15 protein-coding genes are annotated in these 21711 nt (G+C 71.3%); 5 read left to right on the top strand and 10 right to left on the bottom strand.

Features of this window, described 5'->3' with window-relative positions:
• Positions 1-15: 15 nt before the first annotated feature.
• The 3 genes from AC1WTP_RS18190 to AC1WTP_RS18200 all read right to left on the bottom strand — a co-directional run bounded on the left by AC1WTP_RS18190 (position 16) and on the right by AC1WTP_RS18200 (position 5975).
• Positions 16-1014 (bottom strand): LacI family DNA-binding transcriptional regulator, encoded by a 999-nt coding sequence (locus AC1WTP_RS18190; RefSeq protein WP_481650457.1) that lies wholly within the window; start codon positions 1012-1014, stop codon positions 16-18.
• A 176-nt stretch (positions 1015-1190) separates the two neighbouring features.
• A complete protein-coding gene (locus AC1WTP_RS18195) occupies positions 1191-4874 on the bottom strand; it encodes a GH116 family glycosyl hydrolase (RefSeq protein WP_481650458.1) in 3684 nt (1227 codons plus the stop codon).
• Between the two features lie 18 nt (positions 4875-4892).
• Entirely contained in the window at positions 4893-5975 is a 1083-nt protein-coding gene (locus AC1WTP_RS18200) for a GTP-binding protein (RefSeq protein WP_481650459.1), read from the bottom strand.
• Between the two features lie 257 nt (positions 5976-6232).
• Here AC1WTP_RS18200 and AC1WTP_RS18205 point away from each other — a divergent pair, with 257 nt between their 5' ends.
• From AC1WTP_RS18205 to AC1WTP_RS18225, 5 genes are all read left to right on the top strand, one after another.
• Positions 6233-9481 (top strand): DUF2961 domain-containing protein, encoded by a 3249-nt coding sequence (locus AC1WTP_RS18205; protein WP_481650460.1) that lies wholly within the window; start codon positions 6233-6235, stop codon positions 9479-9481.
• An 83-nt stretch (positions 9482-9564) separates the two neighbouring features.
• Positions 9565-11103 carry a sugar ABC transporter ATP-binding protein gene (locus AC1WTP_RS18210; protein ID WP_481650461.1) on the top strand — a complete coding sequence of 513 codons (1539 nt, stop codon included), beginning with the start codon at positions 9565-9567 and terminating at the stop codon, positions 11101-11103.
• Entirely contained in the window at positions 11100-12164 is a 1065-nt protein-coding gene (locus tag AC1WTP_RS18215; protein ID WP_481650462.1) for an ABC transporter permease, read from the top strand. Before AC1WTP_RS18210 ends, AC1WTP_RS18215 begins: the two co-directional genes overlap by 4 nt.
• A 25-nt stretch (positions 12165-12189) precedes the next feature.
• Positions 12190-13197, top strand: coding sequence for a substrate-binding domain-containing protein (locus AC1WTP_RS18220; RefSeq protein ID WP_481650463.1), 1008 nt, complete (start codon positions 12190-12192; stop codon positions 13195-13197).
• Between the two features lie 103 nt (positions 13198-13300).
• On the top strand, positions 13301-14989 hold the full coding sequence (locus AC1WTP_RS18225; protein WP_481650464.1) for a family 43 glycosylhydrolase: 1689 nt from the start codon (positions 13301-13303) through the stop codon (positions 14987-14989).
• A 166-nt stretch (positions 14990-15155) separates the two neighbouring features.
• Here the strand turns inward: AC1WTP_RS18225 and AC1WTP_RS18230 are convergent, their stop codons facing one another.
• The 7 genes from AC1WTP_RS18230 to AC1WTP_RS18260 form a co-directional block, all read right to left on the bottom strand.
• Positions 15156-15932: a hypothetical protein gene (locus AC1WTP_RS18230; RefSeq protein ID WP_481650465.1), complete on the bottom strand. Its 777-nt coding sequence runs from the start codon at positions 15930-15932 to the stop codon at positions 15156-15158.
• Between the two features lie 288 nt (positions 15933-16220).
• Entirely contained in the window at positions 16221-16745 is a 525-nt protein-coding gene (locus AC1WTP_RS18235) for a GNAT family N-acetyltransferase (RefSeq protein ID WP_481650466.1), read from the bottom strand.
• Entirely contained in the window at positions 16742-17749 is a 1008-nt protein-coding gene (locus AC1WTP_RS18240) for an ABC transporter ATP-binding protein (RefSeq protein WP_481650467.1), read from the bottom strand. The genes AC1WTP_RS18235 and AC1WTP_RS18240 overlap by 4 nt, the downstream gene beginning before the upstream one ends.
• Entirely contained in the window at positions 17737-18708 is a 972-nt protein-coding gene (locus AC1WTP_RS18245; protein WP_481650468.1) for an ABC transporter ATP-binding protein, read from the bottom strand. Before AC1WTP_RS18245 ends, AC1WTP_RS18240 begins: the two co-directional genes overlap by 13 nt.
• Positions 18708-19883: an anhydro-N-acetylmuramic acid kinase gene (locus AC1WTP_RS18250; protein WP_481650469.1), complete on the bottom strand. Its 1176-nt coding sequence runs from the start codon at positions 19881-19883 to the stop codon at positions 18708-18710. The genes AC1WTP_RS18245 and AC1WTP_RS18250 overlap by 1 nt, the downstream gene beginning before the upstream one ends.
• A complete protein-coding gene (gene murQ / locus AC1WTP_RS18255; RefSeq protein WP_481650470.1) occupies positions 19880-20785 on the bottom strand; it encodes an N-acetylmuramic acid 6-phosphate etherase in 906 nt (301 codons plus the stop codon). Before murQ ends, AC1WTP_RS18250 begins: the two co-directional genes overlap by 4 nt.
• Positions 20782-21672 (bottom strand): ABC transporter permease, encoded by an 891-nt coding sequence (locus AC1WTP_RS18260; protein ID WP_481650471.1) that lies wholly within the window; start codon positions 21670-21672, stop codon positions 20782-20784. The genes murQ and AC1WTP_RS18260 overlap by 4 nt, the downstream gene beginning before the upstream one ends.
• Positions 21673-21711: the final 39 nt, after the last annotated feature.

The following is a 21711-nucleotide window of genomic DNA, read 5'->3' on the forward strand; positions in this document are numbered from 1 at the left end:
CGGACACCGCCCGGTTCAGGTAGGGCGGGTGGAGCTCTCGCGCACCTGGAGACCGGTGCTGAGCGTGACCGTCGACGGGGGCCTGGCCGGATTGGCGATCCGCTCCGTGAGCAGCACCGCGGCCGCCCGCCCCAGGTCGTACGTCGGTTGGGAGACGGTGCTCAGGGACGGCCTGACCAGGTGGGCCCAGGGAATGTCGTCGAACCCGACGACCCCGAACTCGACCGGCACCTTGATACCGCGGTCGACCAGGCACTCGACGGCGCCGACGGTCATCAGGTTGTTCGTGGCGAAGACGCTGTCCGGTGGGTTGTCGGAATCAAGCAGCGAGGCCATCGCCCGATAGCCACCCTCCTCGCGGAAGTCCGCGTAGCGCACCAGATTGTCCGTCGCCTCCCTCCCGTGCGCGCGCAACGCGCGCTGGTAGCCCCGTAGCCGCTGCGCGGCGGTCGAGATCCGGCGGGGGCCGGTGATGCAGGCAACCCGTCGGTAGCCGTTCTCTACCAGATGTGTGGTCGCCAGCTCGGCGCCGTGCACATTGTCGACCAGGACGGTGTCGAGGTTGACGCCCCGCAGTTGCCGGTCGATCGCCACGACCGGGATGCGGGCTTCGACGAGCCGGTTGATGACAGACGGTCGGCCGGACGTGGAGATGATGACGCCCGCCATCCGTTGGGCCAGTGCCGCGGCGATGTACCGTGATTCCTTTTCCGGGTCCTCGTCGCTGTTGCACAGGACGACCGAATAGCCGGCGCTTTGCGCGACGTCTTCGACTCCACGCACCATCGACGTGAAGAAGGGATTGCCGATATCGGAGATGATGACCGCCCAGAGACTGGTCTGGCTCAGGCGCAGGTTGCGGGCGACCGCGTTGGGCCGGTAATCGAGGTCCCGCATCGCCTGATGCACCCGCGCGGCCATGGCTGGATCGACCGTGGTCCGTCCGTTCAGCACCCGGGACACCGTCGCGGGCGAGACCTGAGCCTGCCGTGCCACGTCATAGATGGTCGCCATTCGCCTCCATCCGGTCGACTCCAACGATTATGTGCGTCCAGAACTGAGTGCCGGAACCGAGCCCGTATCGGTGTCGGGACCTCGGCATCCTACGGGCACGAAATGACGGAATGCTCACCGGCTATTCCCGGTCGATATCCGACTCGGAAACCCGTCAGAGACGAGCGCCGGCGCGGTCAGGCGTTGGCAGTGACACGGAGGGCATCACCCCGACCTACCAGGACTTCGGTGTCCAAGGTAATGAGAATACGCCCGTCCCGGTACGACCAGTCATGCACCGGCAGCGCCCGATCGCCAAGGCGCACCGTCACCCGGCCGGGGCGCTGCGTCGCTGCCAGCGCTACGCTGCTCACCCGGAGTCGGCCGTACCGCACCTCGATCGTGCCGGCGAGGTGCCGGCCGTGCCGGTCCTGCCGGAACAGGCCCCACCCCTCGGCGGCGGTGAACGCGGCGGCGAACTTCTCCGGGCCGATCCGGGGCGCGAAGCCGATGTGGCCGCGAGGCCCGTGGTACTCGAAGCCGCACGCCGCCAGGTAGACGCCGTGGCTGGCCATCGCGCGGGCGTAGTGGTCACCGCATTCGATCTCGTTGTACGGGTTGCGCTTGCCGGCCGCGTACCGCTCGTGCACCGCCCGGGTGAGCGTCAGCCCGTGCACGACCAGGCCCTCCTGGAGCATGTGCGCCGCGACCTGGTACTCCTGCCCGGTCCACACCTCGTTGAAGTACATCGCCGCCCAACTCGCCGGGTTCCCGGCCGCGGTGTCGGCGCCACCGTGCGGCCAGGTGGTCATCAGCATCCCGTACTCGTGGTCCATGGCGAACCAGCGGCCGCCGGCAATGGCGCTGCCCTCCCGGTAGGCGACCTGGTCGGGCGTGAAGTTGTACCGGTACAGGCTTCGCAAGGCGCTGACCGCCTGTTCCGTCGGCACCACCCGCGGCAGCCCGAGCTGACCGGCGAGGCTCTGGCCGAAGAGCTGGTCGATGTGGCAGCCGCGGTTGCTGTTGATCACGTCGGCGTGCGCCGGGTCGACCTTCTGGATGAAGTACTCGCCGTTGAACAACTCGTTGGACAGGTAGCGGCTGCCGGACTCTGCGAGGGCTCGGCACCGGCCGGCGAACTCGACCTGACCCATCTCGTCGGCCATCGCCGCACCGGCCCGCAACGCCGCGACGTACATCCCGGTGATCCAGGCGATCTCGCCATACCAGGTGGTGTCCAGCGTGTTCGGCTGCGGGCCCTCGAGCGTGCCGTCCGGGCCCGCGTCATGGTCCATGATCCATTCCAGGGCGCGCCGCAGGCGCGACCAGTTCGCCCGCAGGTAGGTGTCGTCCGGGGCGGTCAGGTGTTCCCGGTAGCAGCGCAGGATGGTGCCGCACTGCCCGTCGGTCGCCCAGCCCATGTCGGCCTCGGCGCGGTTGCCGATCTGGCCCGTGTCCGGGTGGAAGCCGATGCCAAGGTCCACCCGGCTGCGGGTGTCCCGCTCGAGGTGCGGGAAGAGCCGGGCGATCGATTGGGCGTAGTTCCACACGTGCTCGCAGGTGCCCGCGCAGCAGTACACGCCCTCCCACCCGTAGAAGCGTCCGTCGTCGAACAGGTAGCAGGTGCTGGTGGCGAGCGTGGAGGCGGGTGCCAGAGTGCGCTCCAGGAACCAGTGCGGCAGGGTTTCGTCGGTGTACCAGGTTTTCACCCAGCTACGGGTGTCCGCCTCCAGCCGGTCGAGGTGCCCGGTGACGTGTTCCACCACGGCACGGGCGTCGGCGAATCGGCTGGCGTAGTGGCGGCGCAGGGTGTCCGAGCCGCGCAGGAACCCGAGCGAGACCCGGTCCGGCACGCCGAAGTGCCAGCCGAGCACGAACCGTACGGTCCGGCTCTGGCCGGGGGACAGCCGGACCCGGACGGCCACCGACCCGGCCTGCCCGCCGAGGGAGCCGTCCACCTGTGCCGGGCCGTCCTCCGTCGCGAACACCTCGTCCACGCTGCTCCACCGGCCCAGCGACGGGCGTACCACCGCCTGCGGGTCCAGCGCGGCCAGCACCAGCGTGCCGTTGTCGGGCACCTGCTCCAGCGGCCGCGTGTCGGTCGGCACGTCGCTGAACACGATGCGGTCGACGTTGACGTGCCCCCAGCCACCGGTGTCGGCGTCCACGATCTCGATGACCGCCGTGCGGCCCTGGTGGGCGGAGACGTTCAGCGTCGCCATGCTCACCGGCTCGGCGTCGCGTCCGGCCACGCTCGCCACCACCGTTCCGTCGACCAGCAGGTTCACGCACGTCCGGCCGCGGTGGCTGCCCCCGCCCACGGCCACGTTGACGTACCGGCGCTCGACGGTGAACGGCCGGCTGGTCAGCGTGCCGGTCGCGGCGTCGGCCCGGCCCGCGTCCCCGCCGGCGGCGCGGAAGTGGTGCGACGTCACGAACCGTTGCCCGGACACCCCGAGATCCCCGAAGCGCTTCATGTAGTCCGGCACCTCGGAGGCCAGGACCGGGCCGGCGCCGAACGCGCTGCCCTCGACGGTCCAGCCGTCGTAGCTGTCCCGCTCCCAGTCCTCGAACACGATCTCCGGCCGGGGCGCGACGTCGGTGAACACGACCCGGTCGCAGTTGACGTGGCCCCAGGCCCCGGTGTGGGCGTCGATGATCTCGATGACCGCGGTCTTCCCCTCGTGCGCGGCCACGTCCAGGAACACCGTGTGCATCGACTCGGCGTCGCGGCCGGTCGCGGTGGCCACCACGGCTCCGTCGACCAGCACGTTCACGCAGGTCTGCCCCGGGTGGTCGCCGCCGCCGACGGACAGCCGGATCGACTTGCGCTCGATGGTGAACGGGGCGCTGGTGAGCTTGCCGGTCGGCCCGTCGGCCCGGCCGATGTCGCCGTTGGCGCCGCGGAAGTCGTGCGAGGTGACGAGCCGTTGTCCGGTCGCGTTGAGCGGCCCACCGCGCTTCATGTAGTCCGGGATCTCGGAGACCGGGACCGGGCCGGCGCCGAACGCGGTGCCCTCGACGGTCCAGCCGTCGTAGCTGTCCCGCTCCCAGTCCTCGAACACGATGTCGGGGCGTTCACCCGCCTCCACCTGCTCGGTGGCCGAGAACTGGACGCCGCGCAGTGACGGGTCGCCGAACGCCGTCGACCGCAGCGTGATCTCGCGCTGCGTCCGGGTGTCCAGGCAGGCCGGGTTCTCCACGTAACCGAGCAGGGTGGCGTCCACCGTACGGTCCGAGGTGTTGCGCAGTGTGTAGACCAGGACGGTGGCCGGCAGGGTCGAGTCCGCCACCGACAGCGGCACGAAGGGGGAGAACGCCTCCAGGGTCACCTCGACCGGCGCGTCTCCGCTGCGGTACCGGACCCGGCCTATCGGGTACTGCCCGGTGAAGCGCACCTGGTCGAAGCCGGTGGCGTCCAGCGCCCGGGTCTCCACCCGTCCGGCCGACCGGGTGCGCAGCGCGAAACCGCTCCGGATCGGCGAGGTGGGCTGCCGCGGGTTCGCGTATCCGGCGTCGGTGGTGCCGGCCGCGGGCCGGTTGAAGATGTCCCAGTACCAGAGCCGCCCGTCACCGCCGAGGTACAGCTGGCCGGCGGCTCCGCCGCCGACCGGCATGCCGAGCCAGCGAAGGTCCGCGCCCTCGTAGCTGGTGGGCTCACCCCGTCGGTACAGCTCGGCGGACCAGTCCGGCGGCAACGCCTTGTCGACGGGCACACCGATCAGCCGTTCCTCGGGTACGCCGAGGGCGGCGGCGGCTTCGGCCCGGGAGCCGGGCAGCACGGTGCCGGCGGCGACCCCGACGGAGAGGGCGAGGAACTGTCGGCGGTTCGGGGCGCAGGCGTTGCCGGGGCAGCACTCTTCGGACGACTGGTCAGCCATGGGTTGCTCCTGTCGTGGTCATGCCGGGGCGGCGGGGAGACGGTGGACCGGCCGGGGATAAGCCGGGGCGAAGGCCCCGGCCGGGCCGGGTCGGGCGGCGGCGCCGGCGGCCAGGTCGGCGTCGTAGGCGGCGGCCCGGACCAGCGACTCGAGGTCTCTCGGTGGGCAGGTGGCGCGGACGTTGACCAGCACGGTGGCGCGGGGCACCGGGGGGTCCCCGGGCCCGGCGGGTTCGTGGCGCGGGGATTCACCCGCGGCCACGACGCTCATGCGGATGAGCCCGGCGGGCGACTGGACGGCGAGCTTGGCGTGGCCGATGACGTGGCCCTGCCGGGCGCACGCGGCGGAGAGGGAGTCGAGCGCGACGTGCGCCCACCGTCGCGCCGGGAACCCGCCGTCCGCGCTGACCTGCCAAACCTGGTTGAGCCAGGTCAGCTGCGCCTCCGCGGCGGCGTACCGGTCGTAGTCCACGTCCAGGTCGACGTCGCGGCTGCGCTGCCACGCGGCGGTCCACCGCGCGACGAGATCGTCGAGGTTCTCGCTCAGGGTCGCGCTGTAGGCGAGCACGCCGGCGTCGGGGTGGCGGAGCCGGAGTTGGTCGAGCAGGGTGTCGAGGTCGGCGCGGGGCATGGTGTCGGTCTTGTTGACCGCGATGACGTCCGCCTCGGCGAGCTGACGGTCGAACAGGTAGCCGAGGTCGCCGTCGAGCGCGCCGACGCGCGCCGGATCGACGACGGTGGTCAGGGGAGCGACGGCGAGGCGGTCGCGGTAGCGGGCGCGCAGCGGTCGGATGACCGTCGCCTGCAGGTCGGTGCAGCTGCCGACGGCCTCGGCCAGGATGGTGTCCGCTCGCCCGTTGTCGATCAGCTGCGTCACCAGGTCGGCGAGATCCTCGAAGCGGCAGCAGAAGCATCCGCCGGTGACCTCGCTGACGTCGGTTAGCGCCTCTCGGGCCAGTCTGGTGTCGACCAGGTCGTTGCCCTGGTCGTTGGTGATGACCGCGACGCGGTGGCCGCGTCGGGTGAGCAGCCGCCCGGCCGCCAGCATGGTCGTGGTCTTGCCGGCGCCGAGGAATCCGGTGAGGACGACGAGTCGGGGCACGGGGGCCTCCCAGCGCGCCGCAACGGTCGCGGCGTGTTCTCGCGAATGGAGAAATCGTTTGCTCGGTTCTGATCGAGGACCATAAGAGCGCTGTGGAGGGCTGTCAACAGTGTGGCTCGGGCGTCCGACTCTTCGACAGTCGAGGATTGACCGTCGCGCGGAGGCTGCCTACCCTGATCGCTATTGCAGCGAGAAATCGATTCCTTACCACTGCATCGCTCACGACCCGCCCCACCCACCGAAGTGGAAGGCGACTGATGACACCCACCACCCGTGCACCACGTACGTCCGCCCGCAAGCTGCTGCGCGCCACGATCGCCGCGACGACACTCCTCGCCGGTATCACCCTCGTCGCTCCGCCCGGACCTGCCTCGGCCAGCCCAACCCTCAACGGTCCCACCGGATGGGACGTCTACCGCAGGCTCGACCGGCTCCCCGAACTGCCCGACGGACCCCGGGCGCACCAGTTCTCCAGTTTCGACCGCAGCGGCGGCAACGACGACGGCTTTTCCGGCCAGTACTCGTGCCCGCGCACCACCGCCGAAGGCTGCGTCATCGCCGAGGCCACCGGCGCCGGCGAGATCGATTCCATCTGGTTCACCCGAGACGGCGGCAACGTCTCCGCCACGGGAACCATCAAGATCGTCCTCGACGGCACGACCGTGCTCGACGCCAAGCTCCAGGACGTCGTGGACGGCAAGCTCGGTGCCCCATTCGTCTATCCGGTCGTCGCCAACGCCGCTCAGAGCTCCGGGGGCGTCTACATCAAGGCCCCCATGACCTACCGCAGCTCCATGCGGGTGACCACCGAGAAGAACCCGCTCTTCTACCACGTCACCTACCGGAAGTTCCCCACTGCCGCCGGGGTGCGCACGTTCGACCCGTCCGACCAGGCGCTGGACGTCATCGAGCAGCTCAAGGCCGCCGGTACCCGAGACCCGAAGCGTGCCGAACCCGGCGCGACGACCACCGACCGGGACTTCGCCGTACCCGCCGGCGGCCGGGTGACCCTCGCCAGCGGGACAGGCCCCGGCGCGATCACCTCGCTGCGGCTGCGGATCCCGCAGCTCGTCGGAGCGCCAGAGCCGATCGCCGACGACGGCCGCGCCTTCGGGGCGGGCGGCAGCAGCGAGTTCACGGTCGCGGTCGACCCGGCCAACACCGGCGTACGGCTGACCCGCCGGCTGGACCCGCACATCGGACACCAGAAGGCGCAGGTCCTGGTGGACGGCGCGCCGGTCGCCGAGTGGCCGGCCAACGACCCGGTGCCGTTCGGCACCTGGCTGGACCAGACCATCGACCTGCCCGCGGCCGCCACCGCCGGCAAGACGAAACTGACCATCAGGAACCAGTTCGTCTCCTCCGACCTGGACATCAACGAGTTCACCTACTGGGTCGACAGCGTCGTCTCCGGCACCGCCCGGCGCACCGACACCCTCGACCTCGGCCCGGCCCATCTCGACGCCGAAGCCGCGCACGGATACCGGATCACCGCACAGACCTGGCAGGGCAGCAACACCCTGTCCTACCCGGCGGACGCCGACCGCAAGGCGGCCGTCGCCGCCTCCGACGCCGTGCTCCGCGACACCCGGCTGCGCATCTCGTTCGACGGCAGGACCACCGTGGACACCCCGCTCGGTGAGTTCTTCGGCACCGGCCTCGGGCTGCACCCGGTACGGTCCCTGATGTTCGGCGTCGACACCGCGACCGCCACGCTGTCGGCCTGGTGGCCGATGCCCTACCGGTCCCGGTACACCGTCGAGCTGCGCAACGCATCCACCGTGCCGATCACGTCGTCCGTGGCCACGGTGACCACCGCGAACTCCGCCCGCTGGACGGCGGCGCTGCGGCCCACCGGCGACGCCGGCTACTTCCGGGCGACCGCGACGAGCGCGGACACCACCCCCGGCGCCGACCACCTGTTCCTCGACGTCGCCGGTCGCGGCAAGTTCGTCGGCGTCACGCACACCATGGAGGGCCACATCCCCTCCGGTAACCAGCGCAACTACCTCGAGGGCGACGAGCGGGTCTACGTGGACGGCGCGCAGACCCCGAGCATCCACGGCACCGGGACGGAGGACTTCTACCAGAGCGGCTGGTACTTCAACCACGGCACGTTCTCCGCGCCCACGAACGGCAACCCGGCCCACGAGAACAGCGACTACGGCTGCCGGTACGACTGCACCGGCGCATACCGGCTCATGCTCGCCGAGGCGGTCTCATTCGCGACCGACCTGCGGTTCGGCATCGAGCACGGCCCCGGTGACCAGGACCCGGCCCGGTACGGGTCGACCGCGTACTGGTACGGGCAGGACACCGTCGCCCAGCGCTGGACCGACACCGTCGACGTCGGCGACCTCGCCAGCGAGTCGGCCCACGGCTACACCTCGGGCGGCGAACGTGAGGTGCTCACCGCGACCTACGAGGGCGACGACGGCGCGCCCCGACCGGTCACCGACGACGCCCGTGCCTCCACCACGCCGATCCAGTTCCGGGTCAGCCTTGCCCCGGACAACACCGGTGCCGTGCTGCGCCGGGTCGGCGACCAGTCCGCCGGATACCAGTCGGTGGCGGTCCAGGTCGACGGCCGCGGCGCCGGCACCTGGTCACAGCCGCTGGCCAACCGGTCGCACCGCTGGCTCGAGGACGAGTACCGACTGCCGGCAGAGCTGACCGCCGGCAAGGAGTCGGTGACGGTCACCCTGACCCCCGACGCCGGCGCCCCGGCCTGGTCGGCGGCCCGGTACGCAGCACTGAGCCTGGTCACCCCCTTCGGCGACCGGTCCAGGCCGAGTCCGGTCGCCGGGCTCACCGCCAGCAGCGGCACCACCAACGCTGTCGCGCTGACCTGGCAGCCGGCCCGCGACGACGTGTACGCGCCCGGGTACGAGGTGTTCGCCTCCCGCCAGGCCGGATTCACGCCCGGCCCGGACAACCGAGTGGGCACCACGACGAGGCCCAGCTTCGAGCACACCGGGCTGGGCCTGGGCGAGCTCTGGTACTACCGGGTGCGCGCGGTGGACGACGCCGGCAACAGCGGCCCGTACTCCGCGCCGGCCTCCGCCACCACCGGCAACACGCTGCGGATCGAAGGCGAATCGCTGCTGCCCGCGGTCACCGCCGACGCACCCGCAGAGGTGCAGGGCGACTGCTGCGGCGTCCACTGGTCGCAGAGCGCGCAGCTGTGGTTCCGGCCGACCGGGCCGAACCAGAGCGTCACCGTCGCCTTCACCGTGCCCACCACCGGCACCTACGCCCTGCGCCTGGTACAGACACTGGCCCGGGACTACGGCATCAACACGGTGGCGATCGACGGAACCCGGATCGGAGACGCGTTCGACGCCTACCACTCGCCAGAGGTGACTATCAGCGATCCACTGGACTACGGCCAGCGGGAACTGACGGCGGGCCAGCACGCCCTCACCCTCACCGTGACCGGCAAGGCCGCCGCGTCGAGCGGATACCTGGCCGGCCTCGACTATCTCGAGGCGCGCCTCACCTCGTGACCGGACCGGAGCCGGAGGCCCGCCCGACGGGCCTCCGGCTCCGGCCAACCCGCAGATCCCGCAGACAAGCCCCGAGGTGCCGCATGACAGATCGGCCGCTGGTCCGGATGACCGGCATCGGCAAGCGGTTCGGCGGCGTGCACGCCTGCCGCGACATCGACCTCACCGTCACCGCCGGTGAGGTGCACGCGCTGCTCGGCGAGAACGGCGCCGGCAAGTCCACACTGATCAACGTGCTCTCCGGGGTGATCACCGAGTACGACGGCGCCATCGAGGTCGACGGTCAACCGGTGAGCTTCGCCGGCCCAGCCGACGCCCAGCGCGCCGGGATCGCCACCATCCACCAGGAACTCGACCTGGTGGCCGGCCTGTCCATCGCGGAGAACATGTTCCTCGGGCGTGAACCGCGTACCCGCCTGGGCACCGTCGACATCCGGGCGATGCGCCAGCAGGCCGCAGCACACCTCCGCACGCTCGGCGCCGACCTGGACCCACGTCGACTGGTGGGGTCGCTGCGCGTCGGCGAGCAGCAACTCGTCGAGATCGGCCGGGCGCTCTCCCTGCGGGCCCGAGTCCTGATCATGGACGAACCGACCGCCGCCCTGGCTGACGCCGAGGTCGAGCGCCTGTTCACGACGATCACCGAGCTGCGCCGGGCCGGCGTCGGCATCGTCTACATCTCCCACCGCATGGCCGAAATCGAGGTCATCGCGGACCGGGTCACCGTGCTGCGCAACGGAAGCGTCGCCGGCACCGTCGACCCGAAGATCGCCTCCCGCGACGACATCATCCAGCTCATGGTCGGCCGGTCCGTCGACGCGCTGTTCGGCGAGGCCCGCAACGAGCCCGGCGATGTGCTGCTCGACATACGCGGACTCGCCGTGACGCCCCGCCGGCCGACCCCCGGGCGAACCGAACCGGCCGGCGTGGACCTCACCGTGCGCTCCGGCGAGATCGTCGGCCTCGCCGGATTGATGGGCGCCGGACGCACCGAACTGCTCGAAACGCTGTTCGGCGCCGGTGGCCCCGGCCGCCACAGCGGCCAGGTGACCCTCGACGACCGCCCGTACCGCCCGCGCGGCCCGCGATCCGCCCTCGCGCACGGAGTGGCGTTCGTCCCCGAGGACCGACGCGGCGCCGGGCTCATGCTGGAGCACTCGGTGACCGACAACATCGTGCTCTCCGCGCTGTCGTCACTCACCACGCTCGGGCTGGTCCGCCGCCCCCTGGTGCGCCAGACGGTGGCCGAGCAGCTCGCCGCCCTCGCGGTGAAGGCGGCCTCACCGGCGGTCGCCGCCGCCACCCTCTCTGGCGGGAACCAGCAGAAGGTCGTGTTCGCCAAGCAGCTGCTGATGCGCCCGCGGCTGCTCCTGCTCGACGAGCCGACCCGGGGCGTGGACATCGGGGCCAAGGCCGAGATCTACCGGCTGCTGCACCGGCTCGCCGACACCGGCATGGCGATCCTGCTCGCCTCGTCGGAGCTGCCGGAGCTGGTAAGCCTCTGCGACCGGGTGGTGGTCCTGCACCGCGGGCGCACCGTGGCCGTACTGCCCCGTGCCTCCGCCACCCAACAAGCCATTCTCGCCGCGGCCAACGGGGACAACGTCAAGGAGCCACGATGAACGCGCCCAATCCCACCACCCTCGCGGAATCACCCCCGGCCACCCCGCCCGGCCGCCGGCCGCTCCGGCTGCCCACCGACCGGCACACGATCGTCGAGACCTTCTTCCGGTTCCAGAGCCTCTTCGGGCTGGTCGCCGTCTTCCTGATCGCGATCATCGTGTCGCCCACCCGCAACGGCGAGAATGTCTTCCTCAGCTCCGGAAACCTGGCCAACATCGTCCGGGCCGTCTCGGAGATCGGCATCATCGCGGTCGGGATGACCTTCGTCATCCTGATCGGCGGCATCGACCTTTCCGTCGGGGCGGTGCTCGGGCTCGCCGCGGTCGGCTCGGCCACGCTGATGGTCGACAGCGGCCTGGGCATCCTGCCCACCGTTCTGATCGTGCTCTTCATCGGCACCGCCTTCGGCGCCACACAGGGTCTCATCGTCGCCCGGCTCGGCATCCAGTCGTTCATCGTCACCCTCGCCGGCCTGCAGGTGGCCCGCGGCATCGCCCGGATGTGGTCCGGCGGACTCGGCATTCCCATCGCCTACGGCGACGGACCGCAGGAGGCACCCGAGGCATTCTCGCTGCTGAGTGGCTCGATCAACGGCGTGCTGCCGGTGCCGGCCCTGCTGTTCCTCGCCATCGGCATTGGCGCGCTTCTGGTACTGCGCAACACCGCCTTCGCCCGGCACGTCTACGCCATCGGCGGCAACGAGAAGGCCGCCCGGCTCTCCGGCGTGCCGGTACGCCGGGTCCGGGTCACCGTCTTCGCCATAGCCGGCCTGCTCGCCGCGCTGGCCGGCATCATCCACGCCGGCCAGCTCAACCAGGGCAGCCCCAACGACGGCGCCGGCTACGAACTCGACGCGATCGCGGCCGTGGTCATCGGCGGCACGAGCCTCGCCGGTGGCAGCGGATCCATGGGCGGCACCATCGCCGGCGCACTGCTGCTCGGGATCCTGAACAACATCCTCGCCCTCAACAACATCGACGCGAACGTGCAGCTGGTCGTCAAGGGACTGGTCATCGTGGCTGCCGCCGCGTTGCAGAAGCTCCGCCCTCGCATCGCCTGACCCCCACCACCAACCGGAGGACACCATGCGTCACACCCGAAGAGCCGTTGCCATCCTGGCGCTGACCGTGCTCGCCACCACCTCGGCGTGCAGCATCGAGAAGGACGGCGCCGGCGGCGGCAGCACCGACGCCTCGGCCACGTGTGGCAGCGGCAAAGACTTCCTGATCGGCATGTCCCAGGCCAACAACGCCGAGCCGTACCGCCAGGTCATGAACGACGACGTGACGAACGCGGCCAAGGCCGTGCCCGGGTTCAAGGTGGTCGTCTCCGACGCCGCCCAGGACAACAGCAAGCAGGTCGCCGACGTGGAGAACTTCCTCTCCCAGGGCATCAACCTGCTGGTCATTTCCCCGAACGAGGCGAAGCCGCTCACCGCGGTGGTCCAGAAGGCGTACGACCAGAAGATCCCGGTGATCGTGCTGGACCGCAAGGTCGAGGGTGACGCCTACACCGCCTTCATCGGCGGCGACAACGTGGCGATCGGTAAGGCGGCGGGGGAGTACTACGCGAAGACGCTGCTGCCGGAGGGTGGCAAGGTCGTCGAGATCTCCGGTCTGCCCGGCTCCACCCCGGCCGCCGAACGCGCCCAGGGCTTCCGGGAGGGCATCGCGAGCAACCCGAAGATCCAGATCGTGGCCACCCAGACCGCCGAGTGGCTGCGGGAGAAGGGGCAGAGCGTCATGGACGCCATGCTCAAGGCCCACCCGGACATCAACGCCGTGTACGCGCACAACGACCCGATGGCAGAGGGCGCCTACCTGGCGGCGAAGGCCGCCGGCAAGGAGACCACGATCAAGTTCACCGGCATCGACGCCCTGCCGGTCCCGTCCGGCGGCATCAAGGCCGTTGAACAGGGCCGCCTGCAGGCCACCTTCCAGTACCCGACCGGTGGGCGCGAGGCGATCGACCTGGCCAAGAAGATCCTCATCGACTGCGCGACGGACGTACCGAAGACGACCACCCTCGGCACCATGCAGATCACCAAGGAGAACGCCGCCCAGGCCTACACCACGCTCGGCGGCAAGCAGTAGCAGCCGGAGCGGTCCGCCGCCGTAACCCGGCGGCGGACCCGCACCGCCAAGCGAACCGCCGGGAACACCACCGCCATCCCGCCCGAAGCCCTGGAGGAACGCGATGCCCCGCCCACCTTCCCGCGCCGGTCTGCTCTCCGCGCTGCTCGCCCTCGCCGTGAGTCTGGTCGCGGCCCCGGCACCGGCCCAGGCCGGTGCCGCCGAACTGGACAACCAGCCGTACGAGAGCCGCTCGATCCAGGTCAGCGCCGGCGAGTTCGCGAACGTCTACGACCCCGGCGTCGGCGAGAACGAGCGCTGGTACTACAACGACCACACCCTGGTGCGTAACCGCGAGACGGGGCAGTGGCACGTCTTCGCGATCACCCACGCCGAGCCGGCCCAGCCGCTGGACGAGCGGTTCTTCGGTCACGCCACCGCGCCCTCACCCCGCGGCCCCTGGACGAAGCAGCCGTTCGCGTTGGAAGCCGATCCGAGCGCCGGTGAAAGCCACATCTGGGCGCCGCACGTCATGTTCCACGCCGGCACCTACTACATGTTCTATGCCGGCGGGACCGCGGACCACGAGGCGTACCGCATGCACCTCGCCACGTCGAAGGACCTCGTGACCTGGACCCGGCATCCGGGCAACCCGCTGTTCACGGACGGCTTCGACGGCCGGGACCCCATGGTGACCCGCATCGGGGACCAGTGGGTGATGTACTACACGGCCACCAGCAGCCCGGCCGGCGGCCACCACATCGTCGCTTACCGAACCAGCCGAGACCTCGTGCACTGGAGCGACCGACAGACGGCCTTCGAGCACCCGGCCTCCGGCACCTTCGGCGGACCGACCGAATCGCCGTTCGTCGTACGCCATGACGGCTTCTGGTACCTCTTTGTCTGTTGTGAGAGCGGATACCAGGACACCCGCGTGTACCGCAGCGCCGACCCCTTCCACTTCACAGTCGACCAGCTAGCCGGACAGATCAACGCGCACGCCGCCGAGGTGGTCAAGGACGACTCCGGCGACGGCCAGTGGTACGTCACCGGCGCCGGCTGGGGTCAGGGCGGGCTCTGGCTGGCCCCGTTGCACTGGCGTACGCCGGTGGTGACTGCGGGCCGCATCGTCACCACCCCCTACTACCAGGCGGTCGTGCAGACAACACCCCAGGCGCGGCTGGTCTCCTACACCGCCGATCCCGCCGGACGCGGCGAGTACACACCCGTCACGGATTCGTCCTTCCGCTCCACGGCGCCCTACCTGGCAGTCGGAGCCTTCGGACCGACGGACGTGGCGGGTGCCGCCAGCAACGTCAGCGTCTCCGCCGATGGCACCGACATGAGCCTCACCGGCATCCCCCTCGGCGACGAGCCCGTGACCGTCGACTGGCGGTTCCGGTTCGATACAACCACCACGGACCTCAGCTTCGTCTGGCACGTGGCCGGCCCGACCAACGCGCCGGTGTGGGAAGCCGCCTGGAACTTGGACTCCGCCCTGCCGCGGCTCGGTGACCCCCACCAGCAGGGCCGTGACGGTGACGCCGCAGGCTTCTCCCGCTGGACGCTCGCCACCGACGACACGACCACGTTGGTGACCGCCTACCGCGCCGGCTCGGCCTGGAGCGAGGACAACCGGTGGTTCCACCGTGCCAGCGGGTCCATCGGATGGCAGCCGCTCTGGCAGCCCGGCGGACGGTCGTTGCCGGTCGGCGACCTTCCCGGGGGAACCTGGCGGCTCGGGGTGAGCGGGACCGCCGTGGACACGGCATACGCCGAGGCGCTGGCAGCCGCCCTCAACGGATCGAGGTAGCAGTCCTCTCGTCCTGCCCGATCGTGAGCCGGCGTTCGTGAACCAGGCCGGGGGCATCCCTGTGGGGTTCGTCATGCGGCGATCGGTGTCGCGCGGCGGGGCAGGTGAGGAATCCTGCCCAGAGCGTGGAGGGCGTCGCAGCGTGTCGGGCGAAGCGTGGATCGGTTCAGGCGAGGCAGGCCCGCGGGAAGAAGGCCCAGGCGATCCCGGCGACGAATCTGTTTCCGTGCCACTTCGCCATCACGAACTGTCGGTCCTTCGTGACGTACCGGACATCGACCTGCTGACCCGGCGGCACCGTGCCGAGCGGATGACGGGGGACCGGCGCTCCGGCGCCGTAGGCCGCCGCTGCCCCGACGTTGCCGAAGACCTGGCACGCCGTGACGCTGGTGGTCACCTTCAGCCCGCCGCCCTTGTTCTCACTCCAAACCCCGTAGGGGCTGCACAGGTGGTCGATGCTGGTGGCCTGGCAGAAGACCCGTTCGGAGTGCCACCAGCGCAATGAGTCCGGTGAACCGTCGGGCTTACTCGAGCCGACAACCGTAGGCCCTCCAGCGCAGGACCCCGACATGTAACCGGACCGCTCGATGGCGAACTTGCTGGTGCCGTAGGCGTACGCGCACCCGTCGAAGCTGCCTGCCGCGTACCCCCACGGCCACCGGGTAATGCCCTCGGTGTTGCCGGCCGTCCCGTCGCCGGTGCCCCGGATGTCCATGTGGTCGAAGCTCGACTTCACGGTGCCGTCCGCGAAGGCCACATCGCGGCTGAACAGGTAGCCCACCATTGGGCCGTTGGCCTTGTAGCTCAGCAGCACCCAGCCCGGCCCCATGCCCACCTGCGCGTGGCCGTCCTCAGCTGCGGTCTGGACCCGGTTGACCCCGTAGCTCCACGCGCCCGCTGGCGTGGCGGACGCGGGGAGCAGCAGGCCGAGGGCGCCGAACACAACCGCAAGGGATCGATACCAGCCTCGTGGGCGGGGTGCTCGGGCGCGCCTGCTCGGACGGGCGGCGGTGGGGACGCGTCGCGATTCCAGGGAGACCCGACGGGCGGCGAGGCGGACCATTGCTGACCTCCCTGTCTTCGATACCTCATTAGGCCACAGATGTAGCCGAGTTACCAACGGTCGCGCCGGCCTAAAGGAAAGCTTCACCAAAGACGTCTCGTGAGTTTGGCGGCGGAACGCTCTCTACGGAGCGTTCTCGGAGCGGTGGTGGCCCGACGGCATGGTTCGTCATGCACCACCGTCGGCGTCGGCCAGGTTCCGCCGCAGCCGCAGCTCGGGCTCGCCGTACGCCTCCTCGACCCGGGTGCCGCCGTCGGGCGTCCAGCCCTGGGCAGCGTAGAACGCGCGGGCAGAGTCGTTCCGGGCGAAGACCCACAACGCCGCCGTGGCGAAACCGGCGGCCCGCAGCTTCCCGGTCGCCGCGTGCAGCAGGGTTGCGCCCAACCCGAGGCCCTGGGCGTCCGGGTGTACGTACAGGCTGAACACGTGTCCGTGTCGCGCGTCGTCCGGGTCCGGGCCGTAGCGTACGACACCGCGGACCCCGTGCCCCGTCACGTCGGCGACGAGCACGCCGTCGGGCGCGGCCGCGAGGACGCGCCGCCACAGCGCCACCGCGCTCGTCCCGTCGTAGCGGGCCCGCACCCGGGGCGGCAGCAGGTCGGCGTACGAGCGCTGCCAGCAGGCCAGGAAAACGGCGCCGGCGGCGTCCGCGTCGACGGCCGTTGCCCGGCGGATCCGCACCGGCGCGGTCACGAGCCGGACGGTGCGAGCTGCGTTGAGCGGTCGGTCACCTGCGCGGTGGCCACGTGGCAGGCCACCTGGTGGCCGGAGCCCAGCGGAAGTGGCAGCAGCGCCGGGTCGAGCCGCCGGCAGTCGTCCTGCGCCAGCGGGCAGCGCGGGTGGAACGGGCAGCCGGACGGCGGGGCGGCCGGGTTGGGCACCTCACCGGAGACGGTGGCCTCGATCGGCTGGGAGAGCTCCGGGTTGGGCGCCGGTACGGCGGCGCACAGGGCAGCCGTGTAGGGGTGCGCCGGATTGTCCAGCACCGACTTCCAGTCGCCGATCTCGACGACGCGACCGAGGTACATCACGGCGACCCGGTCGCTGATGTGCCGCACCATCGCCACGTCGTGGCTGATGAACACGTAGCTGAGGCCCAGTTCGCGGCGCAGGTTGACCAGCAGGTTCATGATCTCGGCCCGGACCGAGACGTCGAGCGCCGACACCGGCTCGTCGAGCAGCAGCACCTTCGGCTCCACCGCGAGGGCCCGGGCGATGCCGACCCGCTGCCGCTGCCCGCCGGACAGCTCGTGCGGGTAACGCGCGGCGAACGCCGCGCCCAGCCCGACCATCTCCAGCAGTTCGCCCACCCGCCGCTCGCGCTGCCGGCCGTCGGCGAGCCGGTGCACGGCCAGCACCTCGCCGAGAGCCTGGCCGACGCGCAGCCGCGGGTTGAGTGAGGAGTACGGGTCCTGGAACAGCATCTGGATGTGCCGGCGCTGCCGGCGCAGCGCCGGGCCCCGCAGCTCGGTCAGGTCCACCCCGTCCAACTCCACCCGGCCGGAGGTCGGGTCCTCCAGCCGCACCAGCAGTTTGGCCAGCGTCGACTTGCCGCAGCCGGATTCGCCGACGATGCCGAGGGTCTCGCCGTCCCCGACGGTCAGCGAGACCCCGGCGAGGGCGTGCACGACGCCGTCGCCGCCGCGCACGGGGTACTGCTTGACCAGGTCGGTCGCCGTGAGCATCAGTTTCTCCACTCGTGCGGGGGCACCCAGCACGCGGCCCTGCCCTGCATCCGCGTCTGCAGGGCAGGGCGGGTCGTGCACGCGTCGACCGACTGCGCGCATCGTGGCCGGAACGGGCATCCGTCGATCGGTTCGGTGGCGGCCGGTGGCCGTCCGGGGATCTGGGCCAGCGGCGGCCGGTCGTCGTCGTTCGGGTCGGGCAGGGCGGCCAGCAGCGCCTTCGTGTACGGGTGCTGGGGGGCGCCGAACACCTGCCGCACGGGCGCGTCCTCGACCACGTGGCCGGCGTACATCACCACGACCCGGTCGACCAGGCGCGCCACCACCCCGAGGTCGTGGGTGACCCAGATGGTGGTCATGCCGAGTTCCCGGCGCAGCTCGTCGATCAGCGCCAGGATCTGCTGCTGGATGGTCACGTCCAGTGCGGTGGTGGGCTCGTCGGCGATGAGCAGCCGGGGGCGCATCGCCAGCGCGCAGGCGATCATCACCCGCTGACGCATTCCGCCGGAGAACTCGTGCGGATAGGCCCGCGCTGTGCGTTCCGGATCGGGAATGCCCACGCGGGCCAGCAGGTCGAGCATCCGCCGGCTCGCCTCGGCCTTCGGTACGCCGTGCGCGGTCATCGCCTCGACGACCTGGTCCCCGATGCGCATCAGCGGGTTGAGCGACGTCATGGGGTCCTGATAGATCATCGCCGCGTCGTTCCCGCGGATCGCGCGCAACTCCCGCTCGGGCAGCGCGGTCAGGTCGCGGTCCCCGAGCCGAACGGTCCCACCGGTGACGCGCAGCGGGTCGGCGAGCAGGCCCATCACGGCCAGCATGGTCAGGGACTTGCCGGAGCCGCTCTCGCCGACGACGGCGACGGTCTGCCCGGCCTCGACGGTCAGGTCGACCCCGTGCACGATCTCCCGGCTGCTCCCGCCGGACCGCGCGGACACGCGCAGGTCCGCAAGCTCGAGAAGGGCGTTCATCAGCTGGCTCCGCTCAGGCGCAGCACGGTGGGGGCGGTGGCCAGTGGCTCGGGTAGGCGCAGCGGGACGGCACCGGGCACGATGGCGCCGAGCACCCGGGCGCCGGTGGCGCCGGTGCAGGACGGGACGGTAGCGGGCAGCCCGTGCGCGGTGAGCCAGCCGATCAGCGCGAAGGCGACGGCCTCCTTGGTGTCGCTCGGCGCGCCGAACTCGGCGGTGGTCGTGACCCGCACCCCGGCCAGGCGTTCCCGCAGCATCGCCATCAGCGTGGGATTGGCGCATCCTCCGCCGGAGGCGACGAGGGTGTCGATCCGGTGCCGGCGTACCTGGTCGGCGACGGTCTGCGCGGTCAGCGCGGTCAGGGTCGCGGCGAGGTCCGCGTCCGTCAGACCGGGGTGCCGCGTCAGCGCCTTCTCCAGATAGTCGGCGTGGAACAGTTCCTTGCCGGTGCTCTTCGGCGGGTCGAGCCGGTAGTACGGCTCGGCGAGCAGGTCGGTGAGCAGGCCGTCGTCCACCCTGCCGCCGGCGGCGAGACGGCCGTCCTCGTCGTAGCGCAGCCGTCCGTGGCTGGCCCGCACGACGGCGGCGTCGACCAGCGCATTCGCCGGCCCGGTGTCGTAGGCCACCGGGCCGCCGCCACCGAGCGGCCGCAGCACCGTCATGTTGGCGATGCCGCCCAGGTTGAGGCCGGCCGGCCGGCCAGGCAGGCCGGACAGCAGCATGACGTCCATCATGGACACCAGCGGTGCGCCCTGGCCGCCCGCGACCACGTCCCGCATCCGGACGTCGGCGACGACCGGAACACCGGTGCGCTCGGCGATCCAGGCCGGCTGTCCGATCTGCAGGCTGCCGCGCACCTGCCGCCCCTGCACCCAGTGGTAGACGGTCTGTCCGTGTGAGCAGATCAGGTCGACCCCGCCGGCCCGCTCGGCCGCGTCGGCGGCCACCTCGGCGAACGCCTGACCGATCAGGGTGTCCAGTTCGCAGGCCTCGGCGAAGGTCAGCGCCGACGGGGGCAGGGCGCGCATCAGCCTGACGCGCAGGTCCTCCGGGTAGGGCGAAGTGCCCGCATGGTCGACCGTGCCGTGCAGTATCCCGTCGCGCAGGGTGAAGTCGACGGCCGCCACGTCGATGCCGTCGTGGGACGTGCCGGAGATCATGCCGAGGACCTTCACGCGTTCGCCTCCAGCGCGTCACGCAGCCGGCCGCCGCTCGCGGTCAGCCGCTGGTGGGAGTCCGCCGCGTCGGACGTTCGGTGGAGCATGAGGATCGCGGTCTTGACATCCAGGTCGGCGCGGTCGAGCGCAGCCTCCGCGTCGGGGCGGGGGACACCCGCGACCCGCGTGATGATGCGGACCGCCCGGTCGCGCAGTTTGGCGTTGGTCACCCGCAGGTCGACCATGAGATTGCCGTACGTCTTGCCCAACCTGATCATCGAGATCGTCGAGATCATGTTGAGCACCAGCTTCTGCGCCGTGCCCGCCTTCAGTCGCGTCGAGCCGGCCAGCACCTCGGGTCCGACGAGCACCTCGATCGCCCGGTCGGCGGCGGCGCTCAGCGGCGTGCCGGCGTTGCACGACAGCCCGACCGTCAGTGCGCCCCGGGCGTGGGCGGCCCGTACGGCCGCCAGGACGTACGGAGTACGGCCGCTCGCCGAGATACCGACGACCGCGTCGGCGGCGGTGATCGCGCATTCGGCGATCACCGCCTCGCCGGCCGCCTCGTCGTCCTCCACGCCCTCCTTGGCCCCGAGCACCGCCTCGGCGCCGCTGGCGATGACGGCTCGCACCAGCTCCGGCGGGGTGCTGAACGTCGGTGGGCATTCGGACGCGTCGAGTACTCCCATTCGTCCGGCGGTGCCCGCCCCGACGTAGAGCAGCCGGCCGCCGGCGGCCAGTCGCTCGGCGACGCCCTCGATGGCCGCCACGATCTGCGGCAGCGCCGCACGCACGGCGCCGGGCACGGTGGCGTCCGCGTCGTTCATGACCGCCGCCAACTGCGCGACCGACGCGGTGTCGAGGCCGGCGTACCGGTCGTCGACCTGTTCGGTCAGCAGGTCACCCAGGCGATCCGTCATGCGTTGCGTCCATTTCTCGGGTCGAGGGCGTCGCGCAGGCCGTCGCCGAGCAGGTTGAGCCCGACCACGAAGACGACGATGACGGCACCGGGTGCCGCCAGGTTCCACCAGGCCATGCCGGCCAGCACCTTGGCGTCGAACACCATCGATCCCAGCGACGGCGCGGGTGGCGGGCTGCCCAGCCCGAGGAAGCTCAGCGCGGCCTCGGTGAGCACCGCCCAGGACAGCGACAGGGTCACCTGCACGATGACGATGGCGGCGAGGTTCGGCAGCAGGTGGCGCACCAGGATCCGCCAGGTGGGGATGCCGAGCACCCGGGCCGCCTTGATGAAGTCGGTCTCGCGCAGCGACAGCACCGGTCCGCGGCTGACCCGTACGAAGATCGGCACGTAGACGATGGCGATGGCGATCGCGATGGTCAGCCAGTTGCGGGTGAACGTGGCGGCGAGGGTCAGCGCGAGCAGCAGCGGCGGGAAGGCGAAGAGGACGTTCGTCACGGCCAGCACCGGTCCGCGCACCTTCCCGCCGTAGAAGCCGGCGCAGATCCCGGCGACGGTGCCGACGAGGGCGGAGAGGAAGACCGCGACCAGGGCGACGCGCAGGGAGTTGCCCACGCCGGCCAGGCAACGCGAGAAGACGTCGCGGCCGAACTGGTCGGTGCCGAACCAGTAGTGCGCCGACGGCGGTTGCAGGCGCGCCTGCGGGTGCTGGGCGATGGGGTCGTACGGGGTCAATCCGAGCAGGGCGGTGCCGGCGGCGGCGGCGACGAGCGCGACGAGGACCGCGCCGACCAGGCCGGCGGGGCTGCGCAGCAGCCGCCGCCACGCGGCCGTGCGGGCCGGTGGTGCGGCGACCGGCACCTGCTGCCCGGGGATCGCGGCGGTCATGCCGGCCCTCCGCTGCGCCTCGCGCCGCCACGCTTTCCG

It is taken from the genome of Micromonospora sp. R311 (assembly GCF_056780015.1).